This is a genomic window from Ignavibacteriales bacterium, from assembly GCA_016709765.1.
Taxonomy (GTDB): domain Bacteria; phylum Bacteroidota; class Ignavibacteria; order Ignavibacteriales; family Ignavibacteriaceae; genus IGN3.
On record JADJMD010000009.1, the window covers coordinates 104,195 to 130,547 of the forward strand.

15 protein-coding genes and 1 tRNA gene are annotated in these 26,353 nt (G+C 32.5%); 11 read left to right on the forward strand and 5 right to left on the reverse strand.

The window, feature by feature from the left end:
• The first annotated feature begins 7 nt into the window (after nucleotides 1-7).
• From rho to IPJ23_04440, 5 genes are all read left to right on the forward strand, one after another.
• Nucleotides 8-1,255: a transcription termination factor Rho gene (gene rho, locus IPJ23_04420; protein MBK7629941.1), complete on the forward strand. Its 1,248-nt coding sequence runs from the start codon at nucleotides 8-10 to the stop codon at nucleotides 1,253-1,255.
• A 100-nt stretch (nucleotides 1,256-1,355) separates the two neighbouring features.
• Nucleotides 1,356-2,636, forward strand: a complete 1,281-nt coding sequence (locus tag IPJ23_04425; protein MBK7629942.1) for a GWxTD domain-containing protein — start codon at nucleotides 1,356-1,358, stop codon at nucleotides 2,634-2,636.
• Nucleotides 2,633-3,637 carry a 4-hydroxythreonine-4-phosphate dehydrogenase PdxA gene (gene pdxA, locus IPJ23_04430; protein MBK7629943.1) on the forward strand — a complete coding sequence of 335 codons (1,005 nt, stop codon included), beginning with the start codon at nucleotides 2,633-2,635 and terminating at the stop codon, nucleotides 3,635-3,637. Before IPJ23_04425 ends, pdxA begins: the two co-directional genes overlap by 4 nt.
• The gene (locus tag IPJ23_04435) at nucleotides 3,615-4,349 is read left to right on the forward strand and encodes a class I SAM-dependent methyltransferase (protein MBK7629944.1); all 735 of its coding nucleotides are present in this window, start codon (nucleotides 3,615-3,617) and stop codon (nucleotides 4,347-4,349) included. The genes pdxA and IPJ23_04435 overlap by 23 nt, the downstream gene beginning before the upstream one ends.
• On the forward strand, nucleotides 4,349-5,023 hold the full coding sequence (locus tag IPJ23_04440; GenBank protein ID MBK7629945.1) for an ATP-binding cassette domain-containing protein: 675 nt from the start codon (nucleotides 4,349-4,351) through the stop codon (nucleotides 5,021-5,023). Before IPJ23_04435 ends, IPJ23_04440 begins: the two co-directional genes overlap by 1 nt.
• Here IPJ23_04440 and IPJ23_04445 read toward each other — a convergent pair.
• The 3 genes from IPJ23_04445 to IPJ23_04455 all read right to left on the reverse strand — a co-directional run bounded on the left by IPJ23_04445 (nucleotide 5,017) and on the right by IPJ23_04455 (nucleotide 6,367).
• Nucleotides 5,017-5,676: an adenylate kinase gene (locus IPJ23_04445; protein ID MBK7629946.1), complete on the reverse strand. Its 660-nt coding sequence runs from the start codon at nucleotides 5,674-5,676 to the stop codon at nucleotides 5,017-5,019. The genes IPJ23_04440 and IPJ23_04445 overlap by 7 nt on opposite strands.
• A gap of 72 nt (nucleotides 5,677-5,748) precedes the next feature.
• Nucleotides 5,749-6,222, reverse strand: a complete 474-nt coding sequence (locus IPJ23_04450; protein MBK7629947.1) for a nucleoside deaminase — start codon at nucleotides 6,220-6,222, stop codon at nucleotides 5,749-5,751.
• A gap of 71 nt (nucleotides 6,223-6,293) precedes the next feature.
• A tRNA-Arg gene (locus tag IPJ23_04455) sits at nucleotides 6,294-6,367 on the reverse strand.
• Nucleotides 6,368-6,912: 545 nt separating this feature from the next.
• Here IPJ23_04455 and IPJ23_04460 point away from each other — a divergent pair.
• The 5 genes from IPJ23_04460 to IPJ23_04480 all read left to right on the forward strand — a co-directional run bounded on the left by IPJ23_04460 (nucleotide 6,913) and on the right by IPJ23_04480 (nucleotide 17,371).
• Complete coding sequence (locus tag IPJ23_04460) at nucleotides 6,913-10,164, forward strand: T9SS type A sorting domain-containing protein (protein MBK7629948.1); 3,252 nt, start codon at nucleotides 6,913-6,915, stop codon at nucleotides 10,162-10,164.
• A gap of 212 nt (nucleotides 10,165-10,376) precedes the next feature.
• On the forward strand, nucleotides 10,377-12,395 hold the full coding sequence (locus IPJ23_04465; GenBank protein ID MBK7629949.1) for a bifunctional 3-deoxy-7-phosphoheptulonate synthase/chorismate mutase: 2,019 nt from the start codon (nucleotides 10,377-10,379) through the stop codon (nucleotides 12,393-12,395).
• A complete protein-coding gene (locus IPJ23_04470; protein ID MBK7629950.1) occupies nucleotides 12,392-13,471 on the forward strand; it encodes a prephenate dehydrogenase/arogenate dehydrogenase family protein in 1,080 nt (359 codons plus the stop codon). The genes IPJ23_04465 and IPJ23_04470 overlap by 4 nt, the downstream gene beginning before the upstream one ends.
• Before the next feature lie 78 nt (nucleotides 13,472-13,549).
• Nucleotides 13,550-15,970, forward strand: a complete 2,421-nt coding sequence (locus IPJ23_04475; GenBank protein MBK7629951.1) for a TonB-dependent receptor — start codon at nucleotides 13,550-13,552, stop codon at nucleotides 15,968-15,970.
• Nucleotides 15,971-16,075: 105 nt separating this feature from the next.
• Nucleotides 16,076-17,371, forward strand: coding sequence for a DEAD/DEAH box helicase (locus IPJ23_04480; GenBank protein MBK7629952.1), 1,296 nt, complete (start codon nucleotides 16,076-16,078; stop codon nucleotides 17,369-17,371).
• A 42-nt stretch (nucleotides 17,372-17,413) separates the two neighbouring features.
• Here IPJ23_04480 and IPJ23_04485 read toward each other — a convergent pair whose 3' ends face one another.
• On the reverse strand, nucleotides 17,414-18,292 hold the full coding sequence (locus IPJ23_04485; GenBank protein ID MBK7629953.1) for an EamA family transporter: 879 nt from the start codon (nucleotides 18,290-18,292) through the stop codon (nucleotides 17,414-17,416).
• Between the two features lie 29 nt (nucleotides 18,293-18,321).
• Nucleotides 18,322-20,691, reverse strand: coding sequence for a TonB-dependent receptor (locus tag IPJ23_04490; GenBank protein ID MBK7629954.1), 2,370 nt, complete (start codon nucleotides 20,689-20,691; stop codon nucleotides 18,322-18,324).
• A gap of 260 nt (nucleotides 20,692-20,951) precedes the next feature.
• Between IPJ23_04490 and IPJ23_04495 the strand changes: the two genes are divergently transcribed.
• Nucleotides 20,952-25,142, forward strand: a complete 4,191-nt coding sequence (locus IPJ23_04495; GenBank protein ID MBK7629955.1) for a response regulator — start codon at nucleotides 20,952-20,954, stop codon at nucleotides 25,140-25,142.
• Nucleotides 25,143-26,353: the final 1,211 nt, after the last annotated feature.

The following is a 26,353-nucleotide window of genomic DNA, read 5'->3' on the forward strand; positions in this document are numbered from 1 at the left end:
AATGCCGATGGACATTTCTGAACTCAAATCCAAGAAGATAGTAGAATTAAACGAACTTGCTAAAGAACTTAATATCGCAGGTTACAGTGATCTTAGAAAACAAGAATTAATCTTCAAGATTCTAGAGGCTCAGAGCGTTAAAGATGGTTTAACATTTTCTAAGGGAGTATTAGAAGTGCTTCCTGATGGATACGGATTTTTACGATCATCAGATTATAATTATTTACCTTCGCCCGACGATATTTACGTTTCCCCTTCACAAATTAAAAAGTTTAGCCTTAGAACTGGCGACTTTGTGAGTGGACAAGTTAGACCGCCAAAAGATGGTGAAAGATTTTTTGCGTTACTGCGTGTTGAGGCGGTTAATGGTCTCTCACCTGAACACATAAGAAACCGTACGTTATTTGATAACCTTACTCCAGTTTATCCAACTAAAAAATTACAGTTAGAATCTGTTCCCGGAGAATATTCAACACGAATAATGGATATGCTTGCCCCAATTGGTAAAGGACAAAGAGGTTTAATTGTATCACCGCCAAAAAGTGGTAAAACTGTTTTGCTCCAAAAAATTGCAAACTCAATTACGCGTAACCACCCAGAAATTAAATTGATTATTCTGCTTATTGATGAGAGGCCTGAAGAAGTTACAGATATGGAACGCTCTGTAAAAGCTGAAGTTATTAGCTCTACTTTTGATGAACCAGCAGACAGACACGTTCAGGTTGCTGATATGGTTATAGAAAAAGCAAAAAGACTAGTAGAGGCTAAAGAAGATGTGGTGATTTTGTTGGATAGTATTACAAGATTAGCCCGCGCTCATAATATTGTTGTACCACATAGTGGTAGAATTCTTTCGGGCGGTGTGGATTCAAACGCACTACACAAACCAAAAAGATTTTTTGGTGCAGCTAGAAACACAGAGGATGGCGGAAGTTTAACTATTATTGCTACTGCTTTAATTGATACAGGTAGCCGTATGGATGATGTTATCTTTGAAGAATTTAAAGGTACCGGTAATATGGAATTAGTTCTTAATCGTGATCTTAGTGATAGAAGAATGTTTCCTGCAATTGATGTGAATCGCTCTGGAACAAGAAGAGAAGATTTACTTATGAAAGAAGATGATCTAGCAAAAGTATGGATTCTTAGAAAAATATTAAGCGACTATAGTCCGGTTGAAGCTATGGACTTTTTGCTTGATAAAGTTAGAGGTACAAGAAACAATAAAGAATTCTTAAATAACATGAACAGCTAATTAGGTGGTTCGTACTACTATAATTTAGGGCAAATCTTTTTCCGGTTACATTTAACCGATTGAATTTTATTAAAACTATTAAAAAGTTTGAGCTAAAAAATTGAAGAAAACATTTTTACTATCGTTCATTTTTATCTGTCAATTATTTGCTCAACCTGATTTTGTGGTTGAACGTGATAAAATACAGTCAGGAAAGTTTTTTAATTCTGAAGTTCATTTCTTTCCAGCTGACCAAAATTATTTAGTTTACTATTCTTACAAAATTTCTTATTCCCAATTATTTTTTGAAAAAAAAGATGATTCATTTACTGCTGGTTTCAATGTAAAAATTGAGATAAAAGATTCGGCAGGTCATATTGTCGAAAGAGCATTTGATGACAGAAACATTACGGTTAAGGATTTTGATATCACAAATTCTAACCAAACTTATTTGCAAGGTGTTATTAATTTTAAACTACCAGAAGGCAAATATGCTTTAACAGCAATCATTTCAGATGAGATTTCCAAAAGGGAACGAAGAATTCCCCCTATCGCTTTACCGATAAAAAAAACTGATATGATTCTTACCCCAATTGTTTTTGAACCTGATAAAAGATTATGTGATAAACTTGATTCATACATTCTTTCAAATAATTCTTCATCAATTCAATTTAACGAACCAACAAACGATCTAGTGATTCCGGTTACGGATCAACAAATAAATAACCTTACAATTACGGTACACAGGGGCGACACAGTTTTTGTTTTGGATGAAAAAATAACTGATTTTTTCCCCGCAAATCCGGAAATAAAACTATGTGATAGTAAAATTATGATTACTCAAAGTACTGATACTGCAAATGTAAAAGTATTTGTTGTGCGTGATTTTTCTTCAAAACTTACTGAAGGACCGATACAAATAGATATTTATCCAAACGAGATGTCCACAGAAAAACAATCTTTTGATTTAAATGTTATCTGGATTGGAAAACCATTTTCTTTGTCTGATCCTGAAGAAGCAATAAAGTTTCTTGAAATAATTGAAACTAAGGATGTTGTTTCAAATATTCTAAGTGGTAGTGGCTCTGATATTGAAAACTTAAATAATTATTGGCGTAAACAAGATCCAACTCCTGAGACTGAATTTAACGAACTGATGAATGAGTTCTATACACGAGTGGATTATTGTGAGATAAATTTTAAACCACTTTCTGGTAACGGTGGCGCAAAATCAGATCGTGGCAGAACTTATATTAAGTTTGGACCTCCTGAAACAGTTGATCGATACACTGATAATAATGATAAAGTTCTTGAAAGCTGGACTTATAAAAAGAATCAACGAAAATTTGTTTTTGTTGATAAGGATGGAACAGGTAAATTTACTTTAGCGAACGGACAATGATTCGAGTTGTTTTTACTTGCGGTGATGTAAACGGTATCGGGCCTGAGATAGCATTAAAAGTATTCAATAAAATCTTAAAGAAAAAACAAACTAACCAAATTATTTTTATTTGCCCAAATAATGTTTTTGAACATTATTATCATCTTACAAAATCTTCATTCCAATTTCGCATTGTTCAGAATAATTTATATTCTAATACACATCTAAATTTAGTTCCTCTAAAAGATGCTAGATTAAAAATTGGTTATCCAACAAAAACTTCCGGAAATATTTCATTTCAATCAATATTAAAATCTTTGGATTTGATCAATAAAAATTATGCAGATGTTTTAGTTACATCTCCATTATCTAAGGAAGCATTTAAGCTTGCTAATATTGATTTTCCTGGACATACTGAGTTATTAGCTAATCACGAAAAAAATAAAAATAAATTTATGATGCTTTTTCTTTCAGAAAAAGTTAAAGCTGGTTTGTTAACAATTCATAAACCCATCTCAAAAGTGCCATATCTGATTACAATAGAAAAAGTTGTGAGAGCAATTGATTTATTAAATCAGACAGCAAAACAGGATCTTAAAATTACTAGTCCTAAAATAGCTGTGTTGGGATTAAATCCACACGCGGGTGAAAACGGATTAATTGGTGATGAAGAAATAAAAATCATCAAGCCTGCAATCAAATCGTTACAAAATAAAATAAATGTAGTTGGTCCTTTTGTTCCAGATGCATTTTGGGGAGATAAATCGTACTTGAAATACGACTTAATTTTAGGAATGTATCACGACCAAATATTAATTCCATTTAAGTTACTTAACTTTAATTGTGGTGTTAACTACACTGCCGGTTTAAAGTTAATTCGTACTTCGCCTGATCACGGAACTGCTTATGATATAGCCGGATTAAATAAAGCCTATGAATCAAGTATCCTGGAAGCTTATAAATATGCCATCAAGATATTTCAAAACAGGAATCAATTCTTTGCATCCTCAAATACAAACTGATCCATATCTGCATGTAGCAAAAATCTATCCTCATCTTATGAGCTTTGTAAGTTACAAATGGTGGGCAAAGTATATTTATTCGATCACAAAGAACTCAATTGTTAAAAATCCATTTGTACTTGAACTTTCTGCCGGTAATTGTGAGTTGGCTAAACACCTTTCTAAACTTTACAAGAATTATTTGGCTACCGATATTTCAAAAAATATGCTAACCAATTCAAATTATAATTTGAATAAAGTATGCTGTGATATGACCGCAATTCCCTTCAATAAAAAATTTGATTTAATTTTAAGTTCATTCGATAGTGTAAACTATTTATTAAGTAAAAAACGATTGCTCAAGTTCTTTAAAGAAGTTGAAAATCATCTTTCACCGGATGGAGTTTTAACTTTTGACGTTGCACTTGAAAGCAATAGTTACAAGCATCAAAAGACTGCTACAACAAAGGGAATCTCAAAAGGCATACATTATCTCAGACAAAGTATTTTTATGCCAGCAAGTAAAATCCATAAAAATATTTTTACTATTAAATATCCAAATGGGGAAAAATATTTTGAAATCCACAAGCAAAAAATTTATTCTTACGATACTTTTTTTGAGATGGCTGAAAAATCCGAATTATATGTTGTAAATTGCTATAAAGCTTTTTCATATCAGAAAGGAAGAGCTAAATCTGATCGTGTTCAGTTTATTATGAAAAGGAAATCTTAATGTTATCTGTTCAGAACATAAGTTTTAATTACGATAATCAAATTCTATTTGATAACGCAAATTTGGAACTAGGTGCTGGTGAGTTTGCTTTTCTTATCGGTAAGAGCGGTTCAGGCAAAACATCGCTTTTACAAATGATTTATATGAACTTACTTCCACAATCTGGAATTATTAATGTTGGTAATTTTAGTTCCAAAACAATCAAGAAAAGTGAACTGCCGCTTCTAAGACGTAAAATCGGAATTGTATTCCAGGACTTTAAATTACTTACTGATAGAAATGTTTTTGATAATCTTGCTTTTGTTTTAGAAGTTATAGCAACACCTAAAAAGGAGATCAAGAAAAAAGTAAATGCAGTATTAAATGAAGTTGGATTATCACTTAAAAGATTAAATAATCCGGAAAATCTTTCCGGTGGCGAAAAACAACGTGTTGCAATTGCAAGAGCAATATTAAATGATCCGCTGATTATTCTTGCCGATGAACCAACAGGTAATCTTGATCCTGAAACATCTGGTGAGATTTTAGATTTACTGCAAAAAATTAATAAACGTGGGACAGCAGTTTTGTTTGCAACTCACAATTATGATATGGTAAGAAAAGGGAATACCCGAATATTTAAAATTGAAGATAAAAAAATCCTTAAAGGATTTTTAAAACAAAAAGATCAGTGATACAGGTTTCTTTCTTTCAACGAATCAACAATTTTTTTATTAACATTCTCAATAGTATCAAATCCGTTTACTTCTATTACTCGATCTTTCTTTTCATAATATCCAAGCACCGGCATTGTTGATGAATTAAATATATCCAGCCTGTTTTTAATAACATCTTCTTTGTCATCATTTCTTAAGTAAAAACTGTTTTTAGCGCCGCAATTTGGGCATGCATCCAAACCTTCAATATCTTTGAGCTTAAATATATTGCCGCACTCTTTGCAGGCTCTTCTGTTATTTAACCGTTTAATAATTTCTTTTTCATCCGCGGTAATATGAACCAGAATTGAATTATTTATTCCAATCTGTGTAAACAATCTATCTAAAGCTTCAGCTTGAATTGTTGTCCGAGGAAATCCATCAAGAATAAAACCGTTTTTGCATTCATCAGAGGTAAGCTCTTCTTTAATCATTCCAATCATTAAATCATCCGGAACAAGTTCACCTTTTGCCATTATTTCACCGGCTTTTATACCAAGATCTGTCTGCTCTTTTACAGCTTTTCTTAAAATATCACCGGTTGAGATATGAGGAATCTTTAAATTGTTTGATATTATTTTTGCCTGGGTACCTTTGCCAACCCCTGGAGAGCCGAATAGAATTAAATGCATATAATCTTCATTTTTTTATTGCAAATTAGAAGTAATTCGATTCTTAAACAAGAAATTAAGAGTTCAATGAAATTATTTTTTTGACTCAAGTCGCTTTTTTGCAAAGAATGATTTTAACAGATCTTCACTCTCTTGTGCAAGAATACCTGAATAGACTTTTATTTTATGATTTGTTTTCGAATTCTCCGCTAAATTATGAAGACTCCCGCAAGCACCAAACTTAGAATCACTTGCCGCAAAATATAGATTCTCAATTCTTGATGATAAAAGTGCGCCTGTACACATTATACAAGGTTCAAGTGTTACATAAATTGAACACTCATTTAATCGCCAACTTTTTAGATGATTTGATGCTGAAGTTAATGCTATCATTTCTGCATGAGCAGTAGCATCATTAAGTTTTTCAATTTGATTGTAGCCGCGACCAATTATTTTGTTGTTGTGGACAGCAACTGCTCCAACGGGAACTTCATCTTCTTCAAAAGCCTGTTCAGCTTCCTGGAGAGCAGCATACATAAAGCGATATATATTTTCAGAGAAAAGCATAAACAAAAATGTACAATCAAGTCTAAATTCTTAATTGTACATTGTTAATTATAAATTGTTAATTGAAAAAGTACGCCCGGAAGGATTCGAACCCTCAACCCTTTGATCCGAAGTCAAATGCTCTATCCAGTTGAGCTACGGGCGCAAATACTAAACAAAATTTCTAAGACAAATATAATATTTTGTTTTTAAGAAAGCATAGAAAAATTTGATGACATTTTCGTGGGCTGTCACATTCGTGAGTATGTCCGAATACTTATGAATTATCATCCTGAATTTTATTCAGGTACTCAATTTCAAATGATACCGAAACAAGATGGGAACGACGTTTCTCGGACAGACTCCGTTTCGAGACAGCAAATGAATACAATCTTTTTTATTTAAAGTTTTAAAAATCTTTTAGACCTATTATAACATGAATTTATGAATTTGAATGTAAGAATAATTTCAAAGTTGTAATTTGCTAATCAACTACTCTTGTTAAGAGTCAAATATTATTTTACTTGACAATGCAATGTATTTATTGCTAATTGCAATATGAATTTAATTCTACTCCGAGAATGGTAGATTTCCAAAGTAAGACCCCTAATATCCGGATGGGGATGGCCTACCACGGAGAACACCCCAAATATTCTCCCGAAGCAGAAAATCTTCAAATATTCTTTTTCAATTTTCAGAGGGAGTACTGCAATGAACAAAACATACTTTATACTCGCATCCTTATTTTTTGTCTCCCAAATTTTCGCGCAGGATCAATTCACAGAAATGACCTCAATATCTTTAACAGGAGTTGCAACTAGCAGCGTAGCCTGGGGAGATTATGATAATGATGGTGATCTTGACATTTTGCTCACTGGAGATACAGGTAGTGAACCAGTATCCAAAATATACCGGAACAACGGGGATAACACATTCACAGAACAAACATCAATTGCATTACATGGCGTTGGATCTAGTTCAGTAGCCTGGGGAGATTATGATAATGATGGTGATCTTGACATATTGTTGACTGGATCGTCAAGCTCCGGTTATGTATCTAAAATATATCGCAATAACGGGGAAAACACATTCACAGAACAAACTGGAATATCTTTAACAGGAGTTCATAATGGTAGTGCCGCGTGGGGAGATTATGATAATGACGGTGATCTTGACATTTTGCTGACTGGAAATACTGTTGATTTGGAAGAATCTAAAATATACCGCAATAATGGAGATAACACATTCACAAAACAAACATCAATATTTCTGAGAGGAGTTTCTAATAGTAGCGTAGCGTGGGGAGATTATGATAATGATGGTAATCTTGACATATTGCTGACTGGTATTTCAAATAGCGTAAGTAAATTTACAAGTTTATATCGTAATAACGTAAATAACACATTCACAATAGTGCCAGCATATCTTTTTCCAGTTGGTAACAGTTCAGTAGCCTGGGGTGATTATGATAATGACGGAGATCTTGACATATTGATGACTGGAACTTCGATTGATAATGATCCAGAATCTAAAATATACAGCAATAACGGAGATAACACATTCACAGAGCAAGCTGGAATATCTTTAACAGGAGTTGCAACTAGCAGCGTAGCCTGGGGAGATTATGATAATGATGGCGATCTTGACATAATTTTAACTGGAAATACAGGGTGGGTTAATCAAACTTTACCGATATCTATAATTTATTGCAACAATGGAGATAACACTTTCACAGAACAAACTACAACTCTAACAGGAGTTCAGAATAGTTCAGTAGCATGGGGCGATTATGATAATGATGGCGATCTTGACATTTTACTGACTGGATTCTCAAGCTCTGGTCCAGTATCCAAAATATATCGTAACAATAATCTCACACTAAACACATTGCCTACTGCCCCAACTAACTTGTCATCAATAGCCACCTTAGACAGCGTTACTTTAAGCTGGGATAAAAGTACAGATAACGAAACACCGCAAAACGGTTTAAGATATAATTTAGTAATTGGCACATCACCTGAAGCAGTAAATACTCTCTCACCAATGTCAGATAGAAATACAGGATACAGACGTGTAATAAATCTTGGAAATACTAACCATAGAAATAGCTGGACTATAAAAAGATTAGAAGTAGGAACTTTTTACTGGAGTGTTCAAGCAATAGATAATAACTTTGCAGGTTCTAACTTTGCACCTACAAAAAGCTTTATATTTTGGGAACCATTCACCGAAATGACTTCAATACCTCTAGCAGGAGTATTTAGAAGCAGCGTAGCCTGGGGAGATTATGATAATGATGGTGATTTGGATATTTTGTTGACTGGAGATAAATTTAATGAATTTATATCCAAAATATACCGCAATAATGGAGATAACACATTCACAGAACAAACATCAATATCTTTACCATTAGTTTATTGGGGCAGTGTAGCCTGGGGAGATTATGATAATGATGGTGATCTTGACATTTTGTTGACTGGAAATAAGGGTGGTCCTTTAGTATCAAAAATATACCGCAATAATGGGGATAACACATTCACAGAGCAAGTTGGAATATCTTTAACAGGAGTTTATCAGAGCAGTATAGCCTGGGGAGATTATGATAATGATGGTGATCTAGACATATTATTAACTGGAATGACAGAGTCTCACAATCCAGTATCTAAAATATATCGCAATAACGGAGATAACTCTTTCACAGAGCAGGATGGAATTTCTTTAACAGGAGTTTTCTATAGTAGCGTAGCGTGGGGAGATTATGATAATGATGGTGATCTTGACATTTTGCTGACTGGAGGTTCAGGGTATGCTTATGTATCCAAAATATATCGCAATAACGGAGATAACACATTTTCAGAACAGACTGGAATATCTTTAATAGGAGTTTCTGATGGTAGTGCAGCCTGGGGAGATTATGATAATGATGGAGATCTAGACATATTATTAACTGGAATTCCAGAGTCTCACGTTCCAGTATCTAAAATATACCGCAACGACGGAACCAACTCATTCGTAGAACAAACATCAATATACCTAACAGGAGTTTCTGATGGCAGCTCGGCAGCCTGGGGAGATTATGACAATGATGGTGATCTCGACATTTTGTTGACTGGATCTTCAAGTGCAGATACCGTATTCCAAATATACCGCAATAATGGGGACAACACATTCTCAGAACAAACTGGAATATCTTTTACAGGAGTTTATGCCAGCAGTACAGCTTGGGGAGATTATGATAATGATGGTGATCTGGACATTTTGCTTACTGGAGATACTGGTGGTTTTGCTTCTATATCTAAAATATACCGCAACAATAATCTTACACAAAACACTTTACCCGCTGTCCCCTCAAACTTGTCAGCAGTAATTAACGGAGACGATGTTACTCTAAGTTGGGATAAAAGCACAGACAACGAAACGCCGCAGAATGGTTTAAGATATAATTTAGTAATTGGCACTGCACCAAATGCAGTTAATACATTATCACCAATGTCGGACAGATCAACAGGCTACAGGAGGGTGATAGAACTTGGCAATACAAATCACAACAATAGCTGGACGATTAAGGGACTGGATTCAGTACAAACTTATTACTGGAGTGTACAGGCATTAGACAACTGTTTTGCTGCCTCCGGATTTGCGCAGGAACACTCTTTAAATATTACATCAATTGAAGAAGAACAGTTCAATGGGTTACCAACAGAGTATAAGTTAAATCAAAATTATCCAAATCCATTTAATCCAATTACTGTAATTAGTTGGCAGTCACCGGTGAGCAGCTGGCAAACTATGAAAGTATACGATGTGTTAGGAAATGAAGTTGCAACCCTGGTTAATGAATATAAACCTGCAGGAAGATATGAAGTTTATTTTAATGGTTCTGGTTTAACAAGTGGAATTTATTTTTATAAAATTTCGTCTGGTAGTTTTGTTGAAACGAAGAAGATGATTTTGTTAAAATAATGTTATGAAGCACGAATCCTCTCAGGCTGCTTGTAAAGAATTTTCAGAATAGGAAAGGGTTCTAGCGTTAGATCTAAACTTTGGGTACGAGCAATCGTGCCCTTTTATTTTTACACCAAGTTTATAATGCTGTTATAAACTGTATCTTGATTGCCAATCAAAATAAGTCGATATTCGAAGCCAAAATTATAATATTAATCACAGTTAAGACAATGAAAGAAATCAGAGAAAAAATAAATTCTATTGATGATAAAATGCTTCAACTTCTAGCAGAAAGAAGAGAATTAAGTGTTGAGATCATCAAACTTAAAAATGAAGATAAATCTGCAATACGAGATCGTGACAGAGAAAAGCAATTATTAACAAGATTAATTGAAGCCGGAAGAAACTATGGTTTGGATACTCATTATGTTTCCAAAATATTTCAGGAAATTATAAGTGATTCCATCCGTATACAAAATAGATTTGTGCTTAATAGTTCAAACGAATCTGAAAAAGATGATTTAATTAAAGTTGCAATACAAGGAATTGAAGGCTCTTACAGTTACTTAACGTCCAAGCAGTTTTTCAGTGATTCAGGAAAAGATATTCACTTTAAAAAGTATAATACTTTTGATGAAGTAGTTGAATCTGTCGAAGATTCAAGTTCGGATTATGCCATTCTTCCAATTGAAAATACAACAAGCGGAAGTATAAATGACGTTTATGATGCATTGCAAAGCAGTAATCTTAATATAGTCGGTGAAGAAATTTTTCCTGTAAAACATTGTTTGCTCACAATTGAAGACGTTCCATTAAATAGTATTAAAAAGATTTTTACACACTATCAGGCTGCAAGGCAATGCAGTAAGTTTATAAAATCAATTCCTAATGCAGAAGTTGAGTTGCTACCTGATACCGCGAAATCAGTTGAATACATCAAAGAAAAAGGTGATAAAACTTTTGCTGCAATTGCAAGCAGGGAAGCAGCGGAAATATTTAATGTGGTAGTGCTTCGTGAAAATATTGCAAACCAGCAAGGCAATTTTACAAGATTTTTAATTTGTTCCCGATCTCCACTTACAGTTGATGAAAGAATTCCTGCAAAAACATCTTTAATACTTGCAACAGCACATAAGCCGGGTTCGCTTGTAGATGCACTTTCAGTTTTTCGCGATTATGAGATTAACATGACAAAACTTGAATCGCGTCCGATAATCGGAAATCCATGGGAAGAAATGTTCTATCTTGATTTTCAAGGAAACATTCAAAATCAAAAAGTAAAATCTTTATTAGATGAAGTTGGAAAACATACTCGCTACTTAAAAATTCTTGGCTGCTATCCTGCAAAAGATGTTGAAAAAACAAAGGTTGAAAGCATATCAATCAAGACTGAAGACGTTAAAGAAACATTTTCTCCGCCTGAGATAATCACAACAAAAAAATCTTCGTCAAAAATTTCCTATAAACTTGCAAGTAGAGATTATAAAAGCGACGATACTATAATTTCTGTTCGCGATGTAAAAATCGGGGGCGGTAAATTTGTAATTATTGCCGGACCATGTTCTGTTGAATCTTACAATCAAATACTTGATTGTGCAAAAGAAGTTAAGGATGGATTTGCACACATCTTGCGTGGTGGTTGTTTTAAACCGAGAACATCACCGTATGCTTTTCAGGGTTTGGGATTTGAGGCGTTGGATTATTTAAAATCAGCGGGTGATGATTATGATTTACCGATAATTACAGAAGTATTGTCTGTTGATCAAGTTGAAATGGTTGCCGAGAAATCTGATATATTACAAGTTGGCGCAAGAAACATGCAAAATTTTTCTTTATTATCTGAAGTCGGTAAATCTTTCAGACCCGTTATGTTAAAACGCGGATTGATGGCTTCAATTGATGAACTACTTAATGCTGCTGAATATATTCTTGCACGAGGAAACAGACAGGTAATTTTATGTGAACGCGGTATTAGAACCTTTGAAACTGCAACTCGCAATACTTTGGATTTAAGTGCGATACCAATTCTTAAAGAATTAACGCATCTTCCAGTAATTGTTGATCCATCACACGCAGTAGGTAAGCGTGATAAAGTTCTTCCAATGGCTAAGGCTGCCAAGGCTGTTGGTGCTGATGGAATTATGGTAGAAATTCATCCTGACCCTGATAAAGCTCTAAGTGATGGTGAACAATCAATGCGATTTGATCAATTCCGTTTAATGACACAAGAACTTGAGAAAATGAATTGATCATTAGCAGAATTGCCATTATAGGTTTAGGATTAATTGGCGGATCTTTTGCAAAAGCCATTAAGCATTCGGATGCAAGTATTTTTATCTCCGCATATGATAAACCTGATATTCTAAACATAGCATTGAATGAAAAAGTTATTGATGAGGGATTAAAAAGTATCAATGATTCTCTAAATTCTGATTTAATAATATTAGCTTTACCCATTGAACAAAGTTTAAAAGTCTTCAAAGAACTTTCTCCAAGATTAAAACCTAACCAAATAATTTCTGATCTTTGCAGCGTAAAAGGAATATTTGCAGATGAATGGAAATTGATTTCCAGTGCCGGCAGATATTTTGGTGCCCATCCAATGACAGGAAAAGAAAAGAGCGGTTATGACAATTCTGACCTATTGCTTTATGAAAACTCAGTCTTTATTATTTGTTCTGAAAATGAAAACGATGAAATATTAAATTCATACATTGATTTTATTAAACTTACGGGCGCAAGAATTGTTTTATTGGATGCTCATCTTCACGATAGAATAATTGCTAATGTTTCTCATCTACCACAATTACTTTCCGTTTTATTGATGAATCAGGCTGATAATACAATGGAAAATGTTAATCTACTTGATTTTGCTGCAGGCGGTTTTCGTGACATGACTCGAATAGCTTCGAGTGATTTTAAAATCTGGGAATCGATTATACAATACAACAAAGTTGATATTTTAAAATCCTTAAATTCCTTTCAAGATCAAATATTTATTTTGCAAAAATTAATTGAAGATGAAGATTATAAATCAATTGAAAATCAATTTGAAAGAGCTCGACTTGCAAGAAATGAAATTCCGATTAACACAAAGGGATTTATAGATCGGCTTTTTGAAATAACAGTTTTTGTAAAAGATGAACCTGGAATGATTAGTAAAATATCCACGATACTTTTTAAAAATAGCATCAACATTAAAGACATTGAGTTGCTAAAGATTCGTGAGGGTACAGGCGGTAACTTTAAATTTTATTTTGAATCGGAATCTGATGCTGATAAAGCAAAGTTACTTATTGTTAAGGCTGGATTCAATATTCAGTAGTACACCACTAAAAAAAACACTTAATAAAAAAAAGAAAATAACATATACTCACAATTAGAATTAAGAATCTTTATCAATATGAAAAAATATATTATAATTTTATTAGCAATCATTAATGTTCAATTTTATTCTCAGAGAAATCCTAGTGGAATAAATGGCGGAAATGTTTCGGGAACAGTTTTAGATTTTGAATCAAAACATACTATTGAATACGCAAACATTGTTTTGCTATCTGACAAGGATTCGTCTTTAATTACTGGAACGGTATCAGATATAAATGGGGTGTTCAGTTTATCAAAAATACAACAGGGGAAATATCTGCTTGAAGTAAGATTTATCGGGTACAAAAATGAAAATTATGATATTGAGATCACTCCAAATAACAAAATGATCAATCTTGGAGAAATATATATAAAACCGAATGCTTTAGAACTTAATGATGTTGTTGTGCAAGGCGATCGATCTCCCGTTTCATATCAAATAGATAAAAAAGTAATTGATGTTGATAAAATACAAACTGTAATATCGGGAAATGCGGCAGATGTTCTACAGAATGTTCCTTCTATTACTGTTGATATTGAGGGAAACGTAAACCTGCGAGGCAGTAGTAATTTTACAGTTTTGATTGACGGCCGACCTTCAATAATGAGTGCACAGGATGCACTACAGCAAATCCCGGCAAGTTCAATTCAGAATATTGAGATTATTACAAATCCATCAGCTAAATACGATCCTGAAGGTACAGCTGGAATTATCAATATCTTACTAAAGAAAAATGAAAATCAAGGATTAAGTGGTGTGATAAATGCGAATGCTGGATTAAAAGAAAAATATGGTGGAGATTTTCTTTTTCAATATCGTACTAGCGATCTAATTTATATTTTTGGCTTAGATTATAATAAAAGAATATTTCCCGGTAATTCGGTTTCTGAGAATCAATACATATCACAAAACTCAACTTCGTTCATAAATTCCAATGGTAATGCTGAATGGGGAAGAACGGGATTTGGAGTAAGAGCAGGAATAGAATATACTATTGGCGAAAATGATTTTTTTAATTTTACTGTACGTTATGGTACACGAGAAGGAAAACAAAACTCCATATCTAATTATAGTGAATGGTCCTCTAATTCTCCATCGGTTTTGTTTTATAAAAACTTAAGCGATAGAAGCAGAGATGGAAAATATGGCGGATCAAATCTTACTTACATTCATAACTTTGGAAGCAAGGGACATGAAATTAAAAGTGAGCTAAATTTTAGATATAATGATGGAGATGAATCCACACTAACTCAATCTTTAAATGGTGATTTAATTTTAGAAGGCAAAAAAACTACTGAGTTTGGTCCATCAAGAGATTTTGAAGCAAAATTGGATTATACACTCCCATTTTCTGATGAAAGAAAATTGGAAGCAGGTTATGAAGCAGAAATAGAAAATTCCGATGACAATAATGCATTATATTTATTTGATTCCTTGAGCACTCAATATCAAATTCAAAATCAATTTAGTAATTCTGTAAAGTACTTGAATAATGATCAGGCTTTATATGCAACTTACTCGGATCAATTTGGTGATTTTGGAATTCAGGGTGGTTTTAGAACAGAATATACTTTCAGAACGATTTCTTTGTTAAGCCTAAATAAAGAATCAAAGATTGATAGGCTGGATTATTTTCCATCACTGCATACTTCTTATAAATTTTCTGAGGGCACACAGATGATGGCAAGTTACTCACGCCGAATTCAAAGACCACACGGTTGGGAACTTGAGCCATTTTTAACTTGGATTGATGCAAATAATGTCCGTATTGGTAATCCCGATCTTTTATCTGAATTAATTGACTCATACGAAGCTGGAATTCAAACCTACTTCGGTAAAGTTTCTTTATCATTTGAACTTTATCATCGCCTAACAAATAATAAGATCGATCGTATTCGTTCAGTGTATCCTGAAACGGAAAATGTAAGTTTAAATTCTGTAATAAATATTGGAAAAGATTTTGCTACAGGTACTGAATTAATGATGATATTTGATCCAATTGAATTTTGGAATGTAAATCTTATGGCTAATCTGTACAACTACAGAATTGAAGGTGTTTTATATGACAAAAAGTTTGATAGACATAGTTTCAACTGGAATGCAAGGATGAATAATATGTTTAAGATAACTACAAGTACACAATTCCAAGTAAATCTTAACTACAATAGTCCTGGTGTTTCATCACAAGGAACCTGGAAAGGGTTTTTTACAACCGATGTTTCAGTAAAGCAAGATTTGCTTGAAAAACTACTTTCTCTAACTTTACAGGTAAGAGATTTGTTTGGAACTGCTAAACATGAATTTAGTTCATCCGGTCCGGATTTTTATTCTTACAATTATTTTGAACGTGAATCACCTATGGTAATGTTAAATGCAAAAATAAATTTTAATAATTATAAACCTAAACGGGATCCAAACGATATGGATAATCAAAATGGCGGTGGGGAAGAATTTTAATTTTTAAAATTGGTTTTAATAGTTAATAAATTGAAAATATATGTTATTATTCATCACAAAATATCTGAAAACATAGAGTTATTCAGTTAGTCAATCAGGAAAATTATGTCATTCGAAAAATTAAAACTTATTAAACAAATCCAGACTGCAGTTAATGAAGAAGGATATAAAATTCCTACGCCAATTCAGAAAGAAGCAATTCCGGTTATTTTAGATAAAAGAGATTTATTGGGTTGTGCACAAACGGGTACCGGAAAAACTGCGGCATTTGCTATTCCGATTTTACAAATTCTAACTGAGGAAAAAGACGACCATAAATCTAAAAGAGTTATTAAATCATTAATTGTAACTCCAACTAGAGAACTTGCCATACAGATTGGTGAAAGTTTTAGTGCTTACGGTAGACACACTGGACTTAGAAACGCGGTCATCTACGGCGGTGTATCACAAAAAGCTCAAACTGATAAACTATCAAACGGTGTTGATATTCTTATTGCTACTCCAGGAAGATTGCTCGATTTAATGCAGCAAAAATTTGTAAATCTTCATCATATAAAATTGTTCGTGTTGGATGAAGCGGATAGAATGCTAGACATGGGATTTATTCATGATGTTCACATGATTATTGCAAAGCTTCCTGTAAAAAGACAATCATTATTTTTCTCGGCAACAATGCCTCCTGAAATAGTTAAACTTGCAAATTCAATATTAACTAAGCCTGTTAGCATTGATATTACACCTGAATTCAAAACTGTTGAGGCGATTAAACAAGCTGTTTATTTTGTTTCTAAGTCGGATAAGAAAAAATTGTTATATCATATTCTAAGAAATGAAAAAATATCTTCCGCACTTGTATTTACTCGAACAAAGCATGGTGCAAATACGGTTTGTAAATATTTAACAACTTCGGGAGTTTCTGCTGAAGTAATTCACAGCGGTAAATCTCAAAACGCAAGACAGCGTGCATTAAATAATTTTAAATCATTACATACAAAGGTTCTAGTTGCAACTGATATTGCTGCGCGAGGAATCGATATTGAAAAACTTTCACATGTTTTTAATTATGATATTCCAAATGTTCCTGAAACTTATGTTCATAGAATTGGCAGAACAGGAAGAGCAGGATTAGGGGGCATTGCACTTTCTTTTTGTGAAGATGAGGAACGAGCTTACTTAAAGGACATTATTAAGCTTATAAAAATACAAATTCCGATAATTCATGATCATCCATATAAAGTTAAAAATGACGGAACTCCAAAGACAGAACAAAATAAACAAAAATCACAAGCAAAAGAAAAAAGTGAAACAAAAAAGAAATCAGGATCGACTGGATATTTTAAGAATAAGAAAAAGCGGTGGGGAAGAAATCGAAATTCAAACAAACCTAAATTAAATAATTAATTATTTATTGGTCTCTTTATTCCTAAGTGTTTCTAAGTAAAACTATTCTCTGAGAATAAGAATTGTTCCAATAATAATTAATACTGCGGCAATACTTCGTTTCACAAGATCTTTGTCATTAAATAATTTTCCACCAATAACAGTCGCCCAAAAAACAGATGTTCGTTTTATGGCAAGAACTAAGGCAACTGAGGCAAGACTAACTGCAGCAATTTGTGTATAGCGATATCCAATAGTTAAAACTGATATTAATGCTATCCAACCTAATTGATCTTTCTTAACATTAACAGAAGAAACTTCTTCTTTCCTTTTGAAAACTAAAAATGTTATTGAAAAGAGTAAAGCAAAGAATATGTGTTGAAAAGCAGTAATCGAAACTGGAGAAAGATTTAATTTGATCAGCAATACTTTATCTAAAATTGAAGATGCAGTAAAAAGAAATAATGCCAGGATAATGAATTTATGATACTTCGATTTTTTGAAGAGCTGAGAAGGGCTTAGAATTTCCTTAATGTTTTTACTTTCAAGGATAAAAGTTCCAGCAATCAAAAATAGAAGTCCTAATACCTCAATGCTTTTTAATGATTCACTAAGAAATATAAAAGCAAAAAAAGCTACCAGTCCGGGTGTTAGTGCAAGCAATGGAAGTGCATTACTAATTTCTAAATTTTTTAATGAAATCATTACACACAAGAATGCTGCAACCCCAATTATCGATTTTACAAAAAGTATAGAAAGATTTATCGAGTTAATAGTTGAGTAATCAATAAAAAAGAAAAAAGGTATAGAGAAAATAAAATTTACCAGCGATAGTAAAAATGAAAACTCTAAAGCACCAAGATTAAACAACACTTTTTTTTGGGTGATCGCCGCAAATGCTGAAAGTAAAGCGGAAATCATTGCAACTAAAAACCACATCATAAAATTATACCATTTAGAATTTATTTAACTTAAAAAGTAAGATTAACTCGTACAAAAATATTTCTTCCAGGCTCACTAACTATTAAACCTCTATTAGTTGAAAGATGATTTCTATATTCTTTATCGAAAATATTTTCCACACCAACAACAACACCGGTTTTAATGTTTCCAAGTTCAATGCTCGCAAAATTTAATTTTAAGTTGAATGTTGCATACCCGGGTGTTGCAATTTCACCAGGTGCTACTTTGTTTTGCTCAGCAAAAAGTGCAGCGTATAAATCTACATTCAAGCAATTAAACGGAGAATACTCAAATCCTAAAATTGAATTTAAAGGAGATATTTGCGGTAAATCTTGATCATCTTTCTTATTTAATCCACGCACATATGATAAAGTATTATAGAAATTGAACTTATTTAATAATTTAAAATAGATTGAATACTCAAAACCATATAAAAGTGCCTCGCCAATATTTGTTTTAATTAAGGCACTTCTACTTTCATAAGTTCCGGAAATTTCCGTGACAAGATCGGTTAGCGAATTAAAAAAAACACTTGCAGTAAGATTAAAATTATCAGGGAACAATCTAAAGCCAAAATCAAAGAAATAGCCTTGTTCTGGTTTTAAATTTGGATCACCAACTCGTATTACACTTCCCAAATCAATGTATTGGTATCTTTCTTCCAAAGATGGAGAACGGAATGAACGAGCAGCATTAAGGCTAATATTAGAGTTATCGTTTAATGAGTAAAGCAAGCCAAGATTGAATACATAAGATTTATTATTTGCTGATTCGGCATTCCAAATTACTTTTTGTCCAGCAGGCGTATTATTAACAACACCATCATTAGTTTCATATAAAGGATTGAGAGTTTCTGAATTACTTAACGAAATAAAATCATAACGACCCCCAATAGTCAAATAAAGATATTTCAGTAAATTCATCTCATCTTGTAGATATATTCCCGCACTGCTAAAGTCAGCATCTGGCAAAGGTTTTTCGTAAGTTGTTTTATAGATAGTCTTAACAACTGATGAATCAATAGCATTCAGAATTTCAATTTTTTGATCGCGAGTTCTTAGTCCATCATAATTTCTTTTCCAAAAATCAATTCCGGCAATTATGTAGTGACTTGAAAACTTAAAATCCGCCTGTGTTTGAAAACCATCCGTATTATGATCTGCGCCCGGACTAATCTTTAAAACAGTTAGACGACGAAAGGGCTGACCATTACCAGCAGGAGCATATTGAACAATGCCTGGAATATTTTCAACATCTCTTGAAATAAACTGATGAAAATACTTTGCTGATAACTTGACTAATGAACGGTTAAGATTATTTATTTTATATTCTGCACTTAACAATCTTCTAAGTTCTTCCGGATAGCTAACTTTTGCATTATTTGGAAATAAAGGTGCGCCACCGGGAATTCCAACGTCATATGCGTAAAATTGCTGGTAATTGAATTTTATTTCTTGATCCTCAAAAGGTTTTAACTGAATTAATACATTGAAACTATTATCTTCAAATTGACTATTGCTTAATTCTCCGGACGGTGTTTTTGTATTACTAGCTTTTCTAAAAGAACCACTTAACTTTGCTATCCATTCATTACCGGATGCTAATAAATTTATTCCGTTTGAGATATAATTATTTACAGAGTTGTATCCCAAAGAGTAATTTCCATTTAACATCAATCGATCGCTGTAACTTCCTGATTTTGAGATAATATTTATCGCTCCACCTGTGGCACCTGAGCCGTATAAAGATGATGCCGAACCTTTAATTACTTCGATTCTTTCAACATCATTTAAATCAAACATTGATAAACGTGCACTCAAATCTGTTGAAGTTTCAATTCTATTTCCATCTATTAAAGTAGCAACGTTTGCGCGACTTAATCCTCGAATGCTAACTTCAGTTCCCCAAATACCATCTCTTACAAGTGAAATACCTGATTCTCTATTTAACAGCTCTGAAATCGTAACTGATGAACTATTTTGTATTTCCTTCTGATCCACTACAGAGACAGAATATGGCAACAATTGAATATTTTGTTCATACTTACCTGATGTTACTACTACTTCGCCAAGTTTTATATTGCCCGGTATAAGTTGAATCGTTATTGTTGTATCAGCATAATTGGAGATATTACTTTCAAAAGTTTTATAACTTATATGTGATACTTTTAGTTTATAATTTCCGTTAGGAATATTTTCAAAAACGAATTGTCCTGAATTATTCGTTGTACCAAAATAATTTCCTGATAATTCTAAATTTGCATCAGTAATGGGTAAATTATTTTCTGAGTTTAATACAATTAGTTTAAGATTGTGCGTTTGTGCTAAAGTTATGAATTGAACTGAAAATAATGTAATTAAACAGATTATTGATTTCATAAAGATTTGTGCCGCTGGTTGATGAAGAATCCACAAGTAGTTAAAAAATATTTAGAATTCATTTATCAAATATAATTATAATTGCTGCTGGCGAACAAAAAATTAGTGGAGCCATTTATTTCATGCTATCAAATAGTTTAATTTAATATATCCTAAAATCATTACTATAGAAATATTAAAAGTTATTTATGCTAAAAATATTATGCAATTTGTTGCGATTGTCTTACATAATATTTTTTTATAAAACAAAAAAAAGGTAAATGAAATTTTTTCTTAAAATAATATCCCTTGTGTTGATTGTTGCTTCTTTTCAATATACACAAAATGAAATATTTAAATCGTTTACAGCTGAAGATGGATTGTCTAGCAGTGATATAAATTGTTTACTTCAAGATAAATCAGGATTTATCTGGATTGGAACTGATAACGGTTTAAACAGATATGATGGCGCAGAATTTAAAATCTTTAGGAATAAACAAAAAAATCTAAACAGTATTTCTGATAATAGTATTTGGTCTTTGTGCGAAGACAGAAATGGAAATATTTGGATTGGAACAAAAGGAGGCACTCTAAATAAGTATTCACCCAAATCAGAATTATTTGAACAAATTAATCTTGATGAAAATAAATTATCTGAAAACAGCGTTACAACAATACTTGAAGATGAAAACGGATTTATCTGGATTGGAACTTATTCACAGGGATTATACAGATATGATCCAAAATCTGGTGAAATAAAAAACTGGAAATATGGTCCAGGATTAATGAATATATTAAGTAACAACTACATTACATCTTTACTGCAGGATGTGGACGGGTTTATCTGGATAAGCACATATAATGGATTAAATAAAATTAATCCAAAAAAACTTTCCGATGGTTTCCAAGTATTCACTTCAAATGAATTAAACCCAAATTCTATCAGTAATAATCTTGTTTGGCGCATTAATCAATCTATCTTTGATAAAAATATATTATGGATCGGAACGGCAAATGGGCTTTGTAAATTTGATATCAAAAATCAGCGATTTTCAAGATTTCCCATAACTGCAAAAGTACCCTTACAATTTAGTAATAGTTATGCATCCATAACCGAACAAAAAATTAACGATAAAAATATTCTTTGGGCTGCTACTTATGGTGGATTATTTCGTATAGATCTAAATAATAATATATCAGAACAATTTGTAACTGATAAGAAAAACTCTAATGGATTATTGGGTAATCAGATTGATGAGTTATTAGTTGATAATTCCGGTGTTTTATGGATCGCAACTGATAAGGGTTTAAATTATCATTCTTTAAAAACACAAAAATTTAATAGCATATTTACAAGTAATATTAATTCTGCAGCATATCAAGAATTGTTATCATCAGATGTAAAGGCCATAATTAGCGAAAAAAAAGATGAATATTACTTAGCCGCTTCCGAAGGATTATTTCAACTCAAGCTTGCAAATCAAAAACCCGAATTAAGAAAATATGATGCTCTAAATAATTTAAACTTGTGGTCTTTAGAAAAAGGGGAGAACAGTGATTTGTGGATTGGTACTTATGGTAATGGATTAATTCATTTTGATCTAACAACAAAAAAATTGGAATTTATCAAAATTGAAAGTCCTACCTTTAAAACTTCGGCATTTAATTATATCAAATCATTACATATAAATAAAAATGGATTTCTTTGGATAGGATTTTGGGGTGGCGGATTAGCTTCTTTAAATACTACATCAGGTGAGTACAAAATATGGATAAAAGACGAAGACGTTAAAAACAGTTTAAGTTTTAACGATGTTTGGGCTTTGCATGAAGACAAACTTGGAAGATTGTGGATCGGTACAAATGGGGGCGGTTTAAATCTTTTTATCCCTAAAAATGGTGGTGAATTTATTTATTGGAAATCAAGTCCAGAAAAATCCAACACATTAATTAATAATTCGATTTTATCTATAAGTGAAATAGATTCCAAAATCAGTTCTGAAACAATTCTTTTGTTAGGTACAGAAAATGGATTGAGCAAGGTTATCATCAATAATGAAAATGATGATAAATATAATCCAAATTTAATTTTTGATAATTTTCCAGAAACTGATCTCTTAACTGATATACCAATAAATGGTCTATTACAAGATGAGAAGGGTTATTTATGGTTAGCTGGTAATAGTGGTTTAATGCGTTTCGATCCACAGACTAAGGCTACAACTAAGTTTGGAAGCGCTGATGGATTAGCGAGTAATATTTTTAATTCCGGTTCATTTTATAAATCACAAAAAGGACTAATGTTATTTGGATCAGCAAAAGGTCCATTAATTTTTAATCCATCGGAAATAGGTCTTTCAAATTATCAACCAAAAATTATTTTCACAGATTTTCTATTACTTAATCAAAGTGTAATTCCGGGAAATAACTCTCCAATAAAAACTAGTATTGCTTTTGCAAAAGAAATTAATCTATCCTACGACCAAAACGTTGTTACATTAAAATTCGCATCAACCGATTATAATGCATCGGAGCAGATTCAATTTTTATACAAGCTTGAAGGGTTTGATAAGGATTGGGTAACTGCAGGTGTTAATAGATCAGCAACTTATACAAATCTAAATCCGGGTTCTTACACATTCAAAGTAAAAGGTACAAACAGCGATGGAATATGGAGTAATCAAGAAGCAGAGTTATATATTGAAATATCTCCACCAATGTGGAAAACAAATTGGGCGTACTTATTATACATTATTTTGATTTTTATTGGCCTATATGTTATTAGAACATTTGAAATGAGCAGAACAAAATTACGAAATGAACTCAGGGTAAAAGATTTAGAAGCAAAAAAGATTCGTGAAATAGAGATTATGAAATCCAGATTTTTCGCAAATCTTTCTCATGAGTTTAGAACTCCATTGATGTTGATTAAAGGTCCAGTGGAACAGCTTTTAAGTGGAAGAATAGTAAATCAAAAAGAGCAGATAAAACTAATTCAGAGAAATAGCGAGCAATTGCAACATCTTATTGACCAGTTATTAGAGCTCTCACAGCTTGAGGCTGCATCAATTCCATTAAAAGCTAAGAAAGGAAATTTGGTTTCCATTGTGCGTGGAATTTCTTTTTCATTCTCTAGTTTAGCAGAAAACAAAAATATTACTTTAAAGTTTCACTCTGTTAAAGATGAAATTATTACCTGGATTGATTCTGACAAAATTGAAAAGATTTTAAATAATATATTATCTAACGCTTTTAAATTTACACCAGATAACGGAACAATAAATATAGAAATTGTAAACACATCAATTGATAATCTTGATTATACTACTGTTTCGATAAAAGATTCTGGAATTGGGATTCCTGAAGATAAAATTGATAAAATATTTGATAGATTTTATCAGGTTGATGATTCATCTAAACGCGCCTACAGTGGTTCCGGAATTGGTTTATCATTAGTTAAAGAACTTGTCGATCTGCACGAATGGAAAATATATGTACATAGCAGATTAGGATCGGGAACAGAATTTATTATTCAAATTCCATTGGATGACAATTATTTGAATGATTTTCAAAAATTTATGGATGTTAATAAATCCAACGACGTAAATAGCACAAAATCATCGGAAGAACATTTTGTTGAAATAATCGAATCAAATATTAATGAAATTCAAAAGTCAGAAAAGGTAAGCAATAAAAAGTTAGAACATCTCGAAAATTCAACAATATTAATCGTAGAAGATTCTGAAGATGTGAGAATTTTTTTGAAAGATATTTTAAAGGAAGATTATAATCTAATCATCTCTGAAAACGGCGAAAGAGGATTAACTGAAGCAATTGAAAATCTTCCTGACTTGATTATTAGTGATGTGATGATGCCGATAATGGATGGAATAGAATTCTGTAAAAACATTAAATCCGATTGGCGAACCGCTCATATTCCAGTTGTTTTGCTAACAGCTAAAGCATCAATTGATAGTAAGATTGAAGGATTAGAAACCGGCGCCGATGATTATGTGACAAAACCTTTTAGTTTGAGGGAATTATCTGTAAGGATTAAAAATCTTTTAGAACAAAGGAAGCAATTGCGAGAAAAGTTTGGTAAAGATGTAAACTTTAAACCAGAAAATATTACTCCAAATAAAGCAGATCAAGAATTTTTACAAAATGTAATGAGCATTGTAGAAAAAAATATCTCAAATCCCGATTTTGATTCTGAGGAATTTGCAAAACAAATATTTTTAAGTCGTAGCCAATTACATAGAAAAATACAATCAATTTCAGGGCAGTCTACCGGAGAATTTATTCGTGCAATAAGACTTAAAAAAGCTGCTGGATTGATACTAGAAAAGACATTTTCAGTAACCCAAATCGCATTTGAAGTTGGATTTAATAGTCCATCGCACTTCACAAAAGCGTTCAAACAGATGTTTGAATGCTTGCCATCCGAATTTATAGATAAACACAACTCTTAGCATAATCAATTTTATAAAAATTACTTTTCATTACATTTTGCTACATATCCGCTATTCATTGACACACTAACGACATTTCTCGCTCTTCAGTAAAAATATATTTGCACCTGATAATAGAGAAATCATAAAAAATAACTAACTGATTCATTCTATAATAAAAAGGAGCAAAAAATGAAAAGAGTTCTTTCAATGTTTTTTCTGATAATTTTGTTTATCAGCGGAATAATTATACCACAAAGAAATGGAAACGACTCGCCTAACGGAGTTCAAGTTACTTTCCCATTCTTTGATAATGTTGAAGACACAACAGCATCATCTTCTTACTGGCAAAGAGATGCTTCAGTTTGGAAAATGCAACAGGCTACTGCTTATAGTGGCACCCGTATTTGGTCTATGCTTCCAACTTCAGGAAGTTATTATTATTTAACACTTGCATCTTCAATAGATTTATCGACAACCTCAAATCCATATATGTCCTTGTGGGTTAGAAAGGCAGATGGCGGTGGCGGGTATTTGAAAATAGAAGTTTCAACAAATTCTGGTTCAAGCTGGGTATCATTATTAGAACCTTCTTTTAGCGGTGCACAATATACAAGATTTCAAGTGCCATTATTTAACTATAAACAAGCCAACGTACTTGTAAGAATTGGCGGCTATGCACCTTCTGGAGGAACATATTATTTAGATGATATAAGAATTGATAATGCACCAGCACCGCAGCCGATTTTACTATCAAGTCCAACTGATAATGGAATGAATGTTACCTGGGTTCAATCCACAGCAACTGATTTTTATAAATACAGAGTTATTATATCAACTAGTACAAGTGATGTTAATAATTATTTTGTTGCTCCATCAGTTAGTGGAAGATCTGAAACTAAAGTTTTAGATTTTTTTGTTAGAACAAAACTTGATACTCTTCTTACAGATTTGACATTTGCAAATACATTGTACTACGCAAAAGTTTATGAAGAAGATACTCAAGGATTTGTCAATCAAGGCTCTGATCGATCAGATTTATCAACTGCATTTAATTTAACTCCTCAAACTGCTCCATTTGTGCAAAATTTTGAAGGTTCTGTTAATTGGGTTGCCGATTTGCCCTGGGCAATTACAACAGATGATGCTGGCGATCCAGGGCATAGTCCAACGCACGCTTATGAAGACAGCCCGCAAGGTAATTATCCTGCCAACGCTGATAGAAGATTAAC

What these genes read in the sequence shown, in the direction of transcription:
- pdxA (MBK7629943.1), top strand. Translation starts at nt 2,633, where the DNA reads ATGATTCGAGTTGTTTTTACTTGCGGTGATGTAAACGGTATCGGGCCT.
- IPJ23_04475 (MBK7629951.1), top strand. Translation starts at nt 13,550, where the DNA reads ATGAAAAAATATATTATAATTTTATTAGCAATCATTAATGTTCAATTT.
- IPJ23_04465 (MBK7629949.1), top strand. Translation starts at nt 10,377, where the DNA reads ATGAAAGAAATCAGAGAAAAAATAAATTCTATTGATGATAAAATGCTT.
- IPJ23_04490 (MBK7629954.1), bottom strand. Translation starts at nt 20,691, where the DNA reads ATGAAATCAATAATCTGTTTAATTACATTATTTTCAGTTCAATTCATA.
- IPJ23_04440 (MBK7629945.1), top strand. Translation starts at nt 4,349, where the DNA reads ATGTTATCTGTTCAGAACATAAGTTTTAATTACGATAATCAAATTCTA.
- IPJ23_04495 (MBK7629955.1), top strand. Translation starts at nt 20,952, where the DNA reads ATGAAATTTTTTCTTAAAATAATATCCCTTGTGTTGATTGTTGCTTCT.
- IPJ23_04445 (MBK7629946.1), bottom strand. Translation starts at nt 5,676, where the DNA reads ATGCATTTAATTCTATTCGGCTCTCCAGGGGTTGGCAAAGGTACCCAG.
- IPJ23_04450 (MBK7629947.1), bottom strand. Translation starts at nt 6,222, where the DNA reads ATGCTTTTCTCTGAAAATATATATCGCTTTATGTATGCTGCTCTCCAG.
- rho (MBK7629941.1), top strand. Translation starts at nt 8, where the DNA reads ATGGACATTTCTGAACTCAAATCCAAGAAGATAGTAGAATTAAACGAA.
- IPJ23_04480 (MBK7629952.1), top strand. Translation starts at nt 16,076, where the DNA reads ATGTCATTCGAAAAATTAAAACTTATTAAACAAATCCAGACTGCAGTT.
- IPJ23_04485 (MBK7629953.1), bottom strand. Translation starts at nt 18,292, where the DNA reads ATGATGTGGTTTTTAGTTGCAATGATTTCCGCTTTACTTTCAGCATTT.
- IPJ23_04460 (MBK7629948.1), top strand. Translation starts at nt 6,913, where the DNA reads ATGAACAAAACATACTTTATACTCGCATCCTTATTTTTTGTCTCCCAA.